This window comes from Promicromonospora sp. NPDC060271 (assembly GCF_042726755.1).
Lineage (GTDB): Bacteria > Actinomycetota > Actinomycetes > Actinomycetales > Cellulomonadaceae > Promicromonospora.
The window spans coordinates 1-9,596 of sequence record NZ_JBHXBG010000203.1 but is presented as its reverse complement, the minus strand read 5'-3'; the positions used below and the strand labels follow the sequence as shown (position 1 = coordinate 9,596).

7 protein-coding genes and 1 tRNA gene are annotated in these 9,596 nt (G+C 71.7%); 3 read left to right on the top strand and 5 right to left on the bottom strand.

What is annotated here, in order from left to right:
- Positions 1–68: 68 nt before the first annotated feature.
- Positions 69–1,715, bottom strand: coding sequence for an ABC transporter substrate-binding protein (locus tag ACFWE2_RS22585; RefSeq protein WP_377226448.1), 1,647 nt, complete (start codon positions 1,713–1,715; stop codon positions 69–71).
- A 227-nt stretch (positions 1,716–1,942) separates the two neighbouring features.
- Here ACFWE2_RS22585 and ACFWE2_RS22580 point away from each other — a divergent pair, with 227 nt between their 5' ends.
- Positions 1,943–2,743, top strand: a complete 801-nt coding sequence (locus tag ACFWE2_RS22580) for a class I SAM-dependent methyltransferase (protein ID WP_377226447.1) — start codon at positions 1,943–1,945, stop codon at positions 2,741–2,743.
- Positions 2,744–2,817: 74 nt separating this feature from the next.
- Here ACFWE2_RS22580 and polA read toward each other — a convergent pair whose 3' ends face one another.
- Positions 2,818–5,556, bottom strand: coding sequence for a DNA polymerase I (gene polA, locus ACFWE2_RS22575; protein WP_377226446.1), 2,739 nt, complete (start codon positions 5,554–5,556; stop codon positions 2,818–2,820).
- A 70-nt stretch (positions 5,557–5,626) separates the two neighbouring features.
- Here polA and ACFWE2_RS22570 point away from each other — a divergent pair, with 70 nt between their 5' ends.
- Positions 5,627–6,010: a hotdog fold thioesterase gene (locus ACFWE2_RS22570; RefSeq protein ID WP_116677808.1), complete on the top strand. Its 384-nt coding sequence runs from the start codon at positions 5,627–5,629 to the stop codon at positions 6,008–6,010.
- A gap of 103 nt (positions 6,011–6,113) precedes the next feature.
- Here ACFWE2_RS22570 and ACFWE2_RS22565 read toward each other — a convergent pair whose 3' ends face one another.
- Complete coding sequence (locus ACFWE2_RS22565) at positions 6,114–6,761, bottom strand: GNAT family N-acetyltransferase (RefSeq protein ID WP_377226445.1); 648 nt, start codon at positions 6,759–6,761, stop codon at positions 6,114–6,116.
- Positions 6,762–6,886: 125 nt separating this feature from the next.
- Positions 6,887–7,495, bottom strand: coding sequence for an ANTAR domain-containing response regulator (locus ACFWE2_RS22560; RefSeq protein ID WP_233257301.1), 609 nt, complete (start codon positions 7,493–7,495; stop codon positions 6,887–6,889).
- 136 nt (positions 7,496–7,631) lie between these two features.
- Between ACFWE2_RS22560 and ACFWE2_RS22555 the strand changes: the two genes are divergently transcribed.
- A tRNA-Leu gene (locus ACFWE2_RS22555) sits at positions 7,632–7,715 on the top strand.
- A gap of 67 nt (positions 7,716–7,782) precedes the next feature.
- Here ACFWE2_RS22555 and ACFWE2_RS22550 read toward each other — a convergent pair.
- Positions 7,783–9,498 (bottom strand): RyR domain-containing protein, encoded by a 1,716-nt coding sequence (locus ACFWE2_RS22550; RefSeq protein ID WP_377226444.1) that lies wholly within the window; start codon positions 9,496–9,498, stop codon positions 7,783–7,785.
- Positions 9,499–9,596 lie beyond the last annotated feature (98 nt).

Below are 9,596 nucleotides of genomic sequence, written 5' to 3'. Positions count from 1 at the left end.
GTGCCGCGCCCCGACCTGAGCACTTCACCCTAAGGCGCGATGCGCCCTAGGTGTGTCACCGGGTTCCCTTACTCCGAGAACGTGATGACGTTGTAGACCTCGTCCTGCACCGGCGAGACCGGGTAGCCCTGCACCTGCTCGGTGAAGGCCAGCGACGGCACCGGGCTGGCGAGCGGCACGCCCGGCAGGAACTCCATCACGGCCTCGTTCGCGGCCTTGTACTGGGCCTCCTGCTGGTCGACGTCGGCGTACCGCGCGTCGCTCAGGCTCTTGAAGAGGTCGGGGTCGTTGAAGCCCCACTCGGACGACTCCGCGCCGAAAAACGTGCCGATGAAGTTGTAGGTGTCGTTGTAGTCACCCGTCCAGCCGAGCAGGTGCAGCCCGTGGTTCTCGCTGCCCTGGATGGTGTCGAGGTAGGTCGGGGCCCACGGCTCCGGCGTCGCCTTGACCGTGATGCCGACCTCCTCGAGGTCCGCCGAGATGGCCTCGTAGATCGCCGCGGCGTCCGGCATGTACGGACGCGAGACGTCGGTCGGGTAGTTGAACTCGAGCTCGAGGTTCTCCTGCCCGGCCTCCGCCAGGAGCTCCTTGGCCTTGTCCTGGTCGAACTCGTAGGACGCGACGTCCTCGCTGAAGCCCGAGACGATCGAGGGCACGAACTGCGTGGCGACCTCGGTGCCCTCCGGCAGCGCGGCCGCGACCAGCGCCTCCTTGTCGATCGCGTGGGCGATCGCCTGACGGACGCGGATGTCGTCCAGCGGCTTCTGCTTCTGGTTCATGCCCAGGTACAGGATGTTGAACGGCTCGCGGTTCAGGATCTGGTAGCCCGACTCCGCGAGGGCGTCGACGTCGGCAGGCGCGACCAGGTCGTAGCCGTCGATGTCACCGGCCTCGAGCGCCTGGCGGCGCGCGGTGCCCTCGGCGATCACCGTGAAGACGATGTTCTTGACGTCCTTGATCTCGCCCCAGTACCCGTCGAACGCCTTGAGCGTGACCGACTCGCCGGCCTTCCACTCGCCGAACGTGTACGGGCCGGTGCCGACCGGGTGTGCCGTGGCGTACTCGGAGAGCTCCGGGGCGTCCTCGGCGCCGCCGACCTCGTCCGCCTTGAACTCCTCGAGCGCCGTGGGCGACTGCATGGAGAACGACGGCAGCGAGAGCGCCGGGACCAGCTCGGGCAGCGGGCTCTTCAGCTTCACGACCGCGGTCGCGGCGTCCGGCGCCTCGCACGAGTCGTACTTGCCGTTCTCGCCCTGACCACCGAACACGTGCGTGTAGTAGTACGACAGCGACTCGGACGCGGCCAGGCCGGTCCAGTTCGCCCACCGGTCGAAGTTGAAGCACACGGCCTCGGCGTCGAAGTCCGTGTCGTCGTGGAACTTGACGCCCTCCTTGAGGTGGAAGGTGTACTCCAGGCCGTCCTCGCTGATGTCCCAGCTCTCGGCGAGCAGAGGGGCGGGGTCGGCGGTGCCGGGCTCGACTCCGACGAGGCCCTCGAAGATCTGGCGTGCGACCCGGAACGACTCGCCGTCACTGGCGAACGCGGGGTCGAGCGATCCGGGGTCCGCGGACGCGGCGAACACGAAGGTGTCCTTGCCGCCGCCCTCGCCGCTGCCCTCGGGGTCCCGCTCGCTGGCGACACATCCACTCAGAGCCACTGCGAGCGCAGTCACCAGGGTGACGCCGCCCGCAAGGCGCGTAGCGCGTCGACGCATGGCACTCTCCTTCCTCGAGCGCATCGGCGAGCCCGGGTTCGGGACACGACGACACGCAGACGTTTGCGCCCGACCTTAGGAGCCTTCTCGTTGCCTGCGTATTTCGCTTCCCTGACCGGAATCCAATCGTGACCCTTTTGTTATGGCCGCTGCTGTGGTATTCGCCCGCGACTCATAGACACAGCCGTACGAAACCATAGGAAGCAGACAGGGGCGATGATTGCCTCGTGACTGACGACCAGCCCGTGTCCTTCGGCTACCGCGACCTGCCGGACGACGCCGGCGCCGCCCGGGCGTGGTGGGACGCCAATGCCGACGACTACCTCGACGAGCACCGCGACTTTCTCGGCGACGCCGGGTTCCGCTGGGGACCCGAGGGCCTGACCGAGGCGGACGCCGGCCTGCTGGGCGACGTCGACGGGCGCGATGTGCTGGAGGTGGGGGCCGGCGCGGCGCACTGCTCGCGCTGGCTGGCCTCCCGCGGGGCCCGGGCCGTGGCCTCCGACTACTCGGCGGGCATGCTGGCCGGCGCGGAACGCCTCGACGCCGCGACGGGCATCGTCGTGCCGCGGGTCCAGGCAGACGCGCGGGCGCTGCCCTTCGCGGACGGCTCGTTCGACATCGTCTTCACGTCCTTCGGCGCGCTGCCCTTCGTGCCCGACGCCGGCGCCGTGCACCGGGAGGCCGCCCGCGTGCTGCGGCCGGGCGGCCGCTGGGTGTTCTCGGTGACGCATCCGCTGCGGTGGGCGTTCCCCGACGACCCGACCCTGCGCGGCCTGACGGCGTCGCGGTCGTACTTCGACCGCCGCCCGTACGTCGAGGCCGACGCCGCCGGCCGGGTCCTGTACGCGGAGTACCACCGCACCGTGGGCGATCACGTGCGCGACGTCGTCGCTGCGGGCCTACGTCTGACGGACCTGGTCGAGCCGGAGTGGCCGGAGTGGAACGACCAGGTCTGGGGCGGCTGGGGCCCGGAGCGCGGCCGCTACCTCCCGGGTACGGCGGTCTTCGTCACGCACAAGCCCTGACCCGCTCGCTGAGTGCGGGCTATTTGTGAGTGGGTGCCTCCAGATCTCACAAATAGCCAGCACTCAACGGAGGGTCAGTGGCCTGCCTCGTGCCAGGTGGCGCCCGTGCCCACCGAGACGTCGAGCGGGACGGTGAGCTCGTAGGCCGCGCCCATCTCGCTGCGCAGCACCTCCTCGGCGGCCTCCCGCTCGCCCGGGAAGACCTCGACCACGAGCTCGTCGTGCACCTGGAGCAGCAGGCGGGACGAGAGCCCACGCTCGTCGAGCGCCTTCTGCACGCGGAGCATCGCGAGCTTGATGATGTCGGCGGCGCTGCCCTGGATCGGAGCGTTGAGCGCCATCCGCTCGGCCATCTGCCGGCGCTGCCGGTTGTCGCTCGTGAGGTCCGGCAGGTAGCGGCGCCGGCCGAGGATCGTGGCGGTGTAGCCCGTGGCGCGCGCCTCCTCGACCACCCCGGACAGGTAGTCGCGCACGCCGCCGAACCGCTCGAAGTAGTCGTCCATGAGCGTCTGCGCCTCGCCCGTGGCGATGTTGAGCTGCTGCGACAGGCCGAACGCGCTCAGGCCGTAGGCCAGGCCGTACGACATCGCCTTGATCTTGGAGCGCATCTCCGCGGTCACGCCGGCGGGCTCCACCTCGAAAACGCGCGAGCCCACGTACCGGTGCAGGTCCTCCCCCGAGTTGAACGCCTCGATCAGGCCCTCGTCGCCGGACAGGTGCGCCATGATCCGCATCTCGATCTGGCTGTAGTCGGCGGTCAGCAGCGACTCGTAACCCTCGCCGACCTGGAACGCCCGCCGGATCTGCCGGCCCGCCTCCGTGCGGATCGGGATGTTCTGCAGGTTCGGGTCGGTCGAGCTGAGCCGGCCCGTCGCGGCGATGGTCTGCTGGAACGTGGTGTGGATGCGCCCGTCGGTGGCCACCGACCTGAGCAGCCCTTCGACGGTGGTGCGCAGACGCGACACGTCGCGGTGCGCGAGCAGGTGGGCCAGGAACGGGTGCTCGGTCTTGACGAACAGGTCCTGCAGGCTCGCCGCGTCGGTCGTGTACCCGGTCTTGATCTTCTTGGTCTTGGGCATGCCGAGCTGGTCGAACAGCACCTCCTGGAGCTGCTTCGGGCTGCCGAGGTTCACCTCGCGGCCGATCACGGCATACGCCTCGGCGGCAGCGTCGGCGACCCCCTGCGCGAACTGCTTCTCCAGACCGGTCAGGTACTCCGTGTCCGCGGCGATGCCGATGCGCTCCATCCGCGCCAGCACGCCGGACAGCGGCAGCTCGACGTCGTCGAGCAGGTGGGTGGCGCCGCGGTCGGCGAGCTCGCCCGCGAGGGCGGCCGCCAGCTCGGCCACGCCGTGGGCCCGCACCGCCTCCGCCTGCCCCTCGGACTCGCCTTCGAGCGAGAGGTCGAGCGCGCCCTGGGCCCCGTCCGCCTGTGCGACCTTGAGCTCCCTGCCGAGGTGCCGCACCGCGAGGTCGCCCAGGTCGTAGCCGCGCTGGTCCGGGTAGCACAGGTAGGCGGCGAGCTCGGTGTCGAAGGCGACGCCCGCCAGGTCCAGGTTGCGCGCGGCGAGCATGTGCGCGGCAGCCTTCGCCCCGTGCAGGGTCTTGGGCGCCGCGGGGTCGGCCAGCCAGGACGCGAGCGCCTTCTCGCCGTCGGGTCCGAGCTGCGTCAGGTCGAGGTAGGCGGCCTCGCCGTCCGGCTCCGCCACCGCCACGGCCCAGGCGTCTCCGCCGCCGGCCACGGTCGTACCGGCCACGTCGACGCCCACGCGCTCCGAGCGGGCGGCGAGCCAGGCACCGAGGGCGCCCGGGGCGACGTCGGCCAGGTCGAGCTCGACCCCGCCGGCCACCGGGGCCTCCTCCGCGGCGGAGCCCGCCGGGTCGACGGCGAGGAGCCGGTCGCGCAGCTGGCCGAACTGCAGGGTGTCGGAGACGAGATGCACCGCCTCCCGGTCGAAGCCCTCCAGGGCCAGGTCGGCCACGCCGAGCGGCAGCTCGACGTCGGTCAGGAGGGCGTTCAGCTCCCGGTTGACCCGGACCTGGTCCAGGTTCGCGCGCAGGCTCTCGCCGGCCTTGCCCTTGACCTCCTCGGCGGCGTCGAGCAGGGCGGCGAGGCCGCCGTACGCCGTGATCCACTTGGCGGCCGTCTTCGGCCCGACGCCGGGTACGCCCGGCAGGTTGTCGCTGGTCTCGCCGACGAGCGCCGCGAGGTCCGGGTAACGCTCAGGGGGCAGGCCGTACTTGGCCTCGACCGCCGCCGGGTCCATGCGGGCCAGCTCGGACACGCCCTTCTTGGGGTACAGGACGGTCACGTCACCGTTCACGAGCTGCAGCGTGTCGCGGTCGCCCGAACAGATCAGCACCTCCATACCTGCGGCACTGGCCTGCGTCGCGAGGGTGGCGAGGATGTCGTCGGCCTCGATGCCTGCGAGCTCGATCGAGGAGACACGCAGCGCGTCGAGCACCTCCTTGATGAGCGGGACCTGTCCCTTGAACGCGTCCGGCGTGGCGTCACGGGTGCCCTTGTACGCGGGGAACCGCTCGGTGCGGAAGGTGACGCGGCCCGCGTCGAACGCCACGGCCATGTGCGTGGGCTGCTCGTCGCGCAACAGGTTCGTCAGCATCGACGTGAAGCCGTAGACGGCGTTGGTGATCTGTCCTGAGCTGGTCGCGAGGGTGTCGGGCAGCGCGTAGAACGCCCGATAGGCCATCGAGTGGCCGTCGATCAGCAGGAGACGGGGGCGGCCCGAGGAGGGCTTGTCCGGAGTACGGCTTGGCACGGTGGAGGTCACGCCTGACAACATAGCCCGCATGACTGACACGAGCGCTTCCGCTGCGCCTTCCGAGCCCACGATCGACGAGCCCGCGATCGACTGGAAGGCCATGTACGCCGGAGCGGACACCACGGGCACGCTCTTCGAGCGGATGGAGATGGAGCTGCTGGAGCTCGCGCCGGACCGCGCGGTCGGGCGGATCCCGGTCAAGGGCAACACCCAGCCGGCCGGGCTGCTGCACGGTGGCGCCTCGGTGGTCCTCGCCGAGACGCTCGGCTCGCTCGCGGCGCAGGCCCACGCGGGGCCGGGCAAGCAGACGGTGGGTATCGAGGTCAGCGCCACGCACCACCGGGGGGCCCGGGAGGGCTACGTCACGGGTACGGCGACTGCCGTCCACCTGGGCCGCACGACGGCGTCGTACGAGATAGCCATCACCGACGACGCGGGCAAGCGGGTGTGCACGGCACGCCTCACCTGCATGATCCTCGGCTAGAGCCGGAGGTGCAGCGCAGGGTGGGGGCCGAGGAACGAGGCACGCGCCCGAAGCGGAACCGCAGGCTCTAGCCGGCAAGGACAGAGCCGCGCTGAAACCAGTTTCAGCCGGCCTTCGCGGGCCGGCGGGACGGCGCGCCGCCGCCCACCGGGCGCATGTCGATGGGCCCGGACTCGAGGACGGAGCGGGCGCGGCGCCGGCGGGCGATGAGGTCCTCGAGGCCTACGCGGGCGAACCGGCGGCCGGCGTGCGCGCTGTCCCGTGCTGCGACGTCGGTGGCGAAGCGGCGCTGGAGTGCCGCGACCGACGCGACGCGGTGGCCTGCCGCCGGGGCGAACCCGAGGCGCGCTAGGAAACGCTGTACGCCGCGGTTGCCCGGCACCGGCGCGGAGTAGATGTCCTCGCACTCGTGCTCGGCCGCGAGATCCGTGGCCGCGCGGAGCAGGGCGTGCCCGACGCCGTGGCGACGCGCCCGCGGCGCGACGAACACCATGTCGAGGTACAGGCTCGCGCGCGGGGCGAAGAGGTACGCCGCGACGACCCGGCCGAGGACGACACCGGCGACCTGGCCGTTCTGCTCCGCGACGAGCACGTGTCCCCCGGCGGCGAGCAGCACGCTGAGATGCTCCAGCAGCCGGCCGGTGTCCTGGGCTCCGAGCTGGGCCCCGGTCGGCGAGTCGTCGCGCGCCTCGGCGGCCAGTGCGGCGACGGCCGGCAGGTCGTCCTCGCGGGCAGGGCGGATGACGAGCACGCTTGTCTCCTTCCGGGATCTGGGCTTCCGGGCCGGGGGCCCGGCTGAGCGGAGAGACTAGTCCTCACCCGGCCGGCAGAGAACACGCGAACCGCGATTTCACCCGCTCTAGAGCGTGGTTCGCGTCAGGCGCCGACCTGCTCGATGACGGCGTCGGCGACCTCGCGCATGGTGAGGCGGCGGTCCATCGACGTCTTCTGGATCCAGCGGAACGACTCGGGCTCCGACAGGCCCATCTTGGTCATCAGGAGGCCCTTGGCACGGTCGACGCGCTTGCGGGTCTCGAAGCGTTCGGTGAGGTCAGCGACCTCTGCCTCCAGTGCACCGATCTGCGAGTAGCGCGAGATCGCGATCTCGACGGCGGGCAGCAGGTCGGCCGGGGTGAAGGGCTTGACCACGTACGCCATGGCACCGGCGTCGCGTGCGCGCTCGACGAGCTCGGTCTGCGAGAACGCCGTGAGCAACACCACAGGAGCCGCGTGGGCCTTGCCGATGCGCTCGGCCGCCGAGATGCCGTCCAGCTCGGGCATCTTCACGTCCATCACCACGACGTCGGGCTTGAGCTCGATCGCCAGGTTCACGGCGGTCTCGCCGTCGCCGGCCTCGCCCACGACGTCGAACCCGGCCTCGCGCAGGGTCTCCACGACGTCCATACGGATGAGCGCCTCGTCCTCCGCCACCACGGCGCGGCGCGAGGGGTTGGCAGGAGCGGCCTCCGGCTCGGCGTCGATCATCGGGGGCAGATCCAGGGAAAGCTTCTCGGTGTTCTCGTCGGTCACGGGGTACATCCTACGTCCCGCGTACCCGGGCTTGGGGCCTGGACCAGGGGTGTGGTTCGATGTCCGCCGGGACACCTTCACGTCCCGGCAGGCCGGGTTGGCGGAACAGGCAGACGCGGCGCTCTCAAAAAGCGCTGTCCGAGAGGACATGTGGGTTCGAGTCCCACACCCGGCACACCAGATGGGGCACCTCCGCGGTACGCGGACGGCGAACACGCGGGGCCCATGTCGCCCTCCGCCGGTCACCCCTCCGCCGCGGCGCGGCCGCGCTCACCCAACGTGCCCAGCGCGCCCAGACCGTTCGCCACCGGGCGCTCGTCGTACCGCACGACCTCCAGCCCGAACTCCGCGAGGATCTCGGGCAGCAGCCGCACCACGTCGCGGTCCTTCTCCCGGTTCGCCTCGGGCAGCTCGGACCACGGCACGCCGATCATCGGGTGCACCTTGGCGGCGTCGTCCCGGACCGGACCGCTCCGCCAGCCCTGGGCCACCCGCACCGACTCCCACAGCTCGTGCTCCGCCTCGGCGAGCTTGTCCAGCTCGGCGCCCTCGAACACCACCTCCGGCGCTCCGTCGCGCGGCGCGATGGTCGCGCCCATCCGCGACAGCCGCGCGGGCAGCCCGACGACCCAGCCCCGGTTGGAGGCCCGCAGGTCCTCGGAGAGGTCCTCCCAGCGCACCATCGCGGGGACCTCGCCCCAGCGGACGCCGCGCTCGCGCTGGTTGCGCAGGTACACGTGGTGCACGGCCCGCGCGATCCGCTCGTACATGTCGGCGTGGGCGCGGGCCTCCTCCCGCTCGACGTCGGCGAGCAGGTCGCGCATGGTCACGGTCCGCAGGCGCCCGTCCAGGTTGTCGAGCACGCGCGAGGCCTCGGTGCCGAACGCGCCCGTCAGGCCCGCCAGGCCGTCGAGCAGGAGCACGAGCGACCCGGGTCCGCCGTGCCACAGCTTCGTCGCGGTGAGGGCCACCCGCAGGGACCTGCCGTCCGAGGCGTGGCAGACGTAGACCACGTCCGGCGCCCCGAGGCTGCCCGTGCCGAGCGCCGGCGCGACCCGCAGCTCGATCTTCTCGGCCACGGGCGACCAGCGGGCCCGGAGCGCCTCGACGACCTGCTCGGCGTCGTCCGCGAGCAGGTCGACCGCCAGCCGGACGCCGTCGCCCGCGAGCTCCCATTCGCGGGCCAGGCCGACCACGAGGGCCTTGGCGAACTCGCCGGAGCCGATCACCAGCACCTGCGTCAGCGGGGCGGGGCCGCCCGGTGCGTCCACCATGCGCCGCACCTCGCGCACCGCGAGCGCCTGCGCGGCGATGACGTCGAGCGTGAAGAAGTCGACTCCCGGTTCGGCGCAGCTCAGGTGCCGTGCCTGGAGGGCTACGCCGAGGTCGGCGTCGCTGACGTGGGCGTACAGGCGCTCGGGTCCCCTGCCCGCCGCGCGGACGGCGTTCTCCGCCTCCGCGACGGTCAGCACGTTGGCCGTCGCCTCGTGCGTGTCCTCGCCGCACGCGTACAGGACCGTCGCGCCGGTGAGGCCCACGTCGTGCAGGCCGGAGGCGTCAGGGGTGCGCAGCACCCGGTGCCCTGCGGCCGCCAGGGCAGCGGCGACGGTGTCGGCGGCGTCGGTCTCGCCGACGACTATCGCGTGGCCGCGAGCGCGGCGGTCCCTGAACCGGCGGATCTCCCCGGTGAACAGGGCGCGAGCGGCCTCGAACAGCGCGTAGACCGCGGTGGCCGGGGCGAGGAAGCGCGCTACCTGGAGCTGCCAGGAGAGCGGCCCGCCGCCGCTGGCCGGGTCGGCGCCCATCACGAAGAGCTGCAGGTCGTGGTAGACGACGTCGTACCAGGTGCGGTCCGGGTCGTGGCTGGTGTCGAGCGCGAGGCCCCACCACCCGAGGCCGAGGGAGACCACGACGAGAAGGGCGAAGCCGAGGCGGGTCCAGGGGAAGGAGCGGGTCACGCGAAGGAACAATAGCGACATCCGGCGCACACCGGCGCCGCACGTGTCAGACGCTCCCGGACGTGTCAGACGCTCAGGTCACCTGGGTGACCTGAGCG

Coding starts and splice junctions, on each gene's coding strand:
- ACFWE2_RS22585 (WP_377226448.1), bottom strand. CDS start 1,715: ATGCGTCGACGCGCTACGCGCCTTGCGGGCGGCGTCACCCTGGTGACT.
- polA (WP_377226446.1), bottom strand. CDS start 5,556: ATGCGGGCTATGTTGTCAGGCGTGACCTCCACCGTGCCAAGCCGTACT.
- ACFWE2_RS22570 (WP_116677808.1), top strand. CDS start 5,627: ATGTACGCCGGAGCGGACACCACGGGCACGCTCTTCGAGCGGATGGAG.
- ACFWE2_RS22560 (WP_233257301.1), bottom strand. CDS start 7,495: ATGATCGACGCCGAGCCGGAGGCCGCTCCTGCCAACCCCTCGCGCCGC.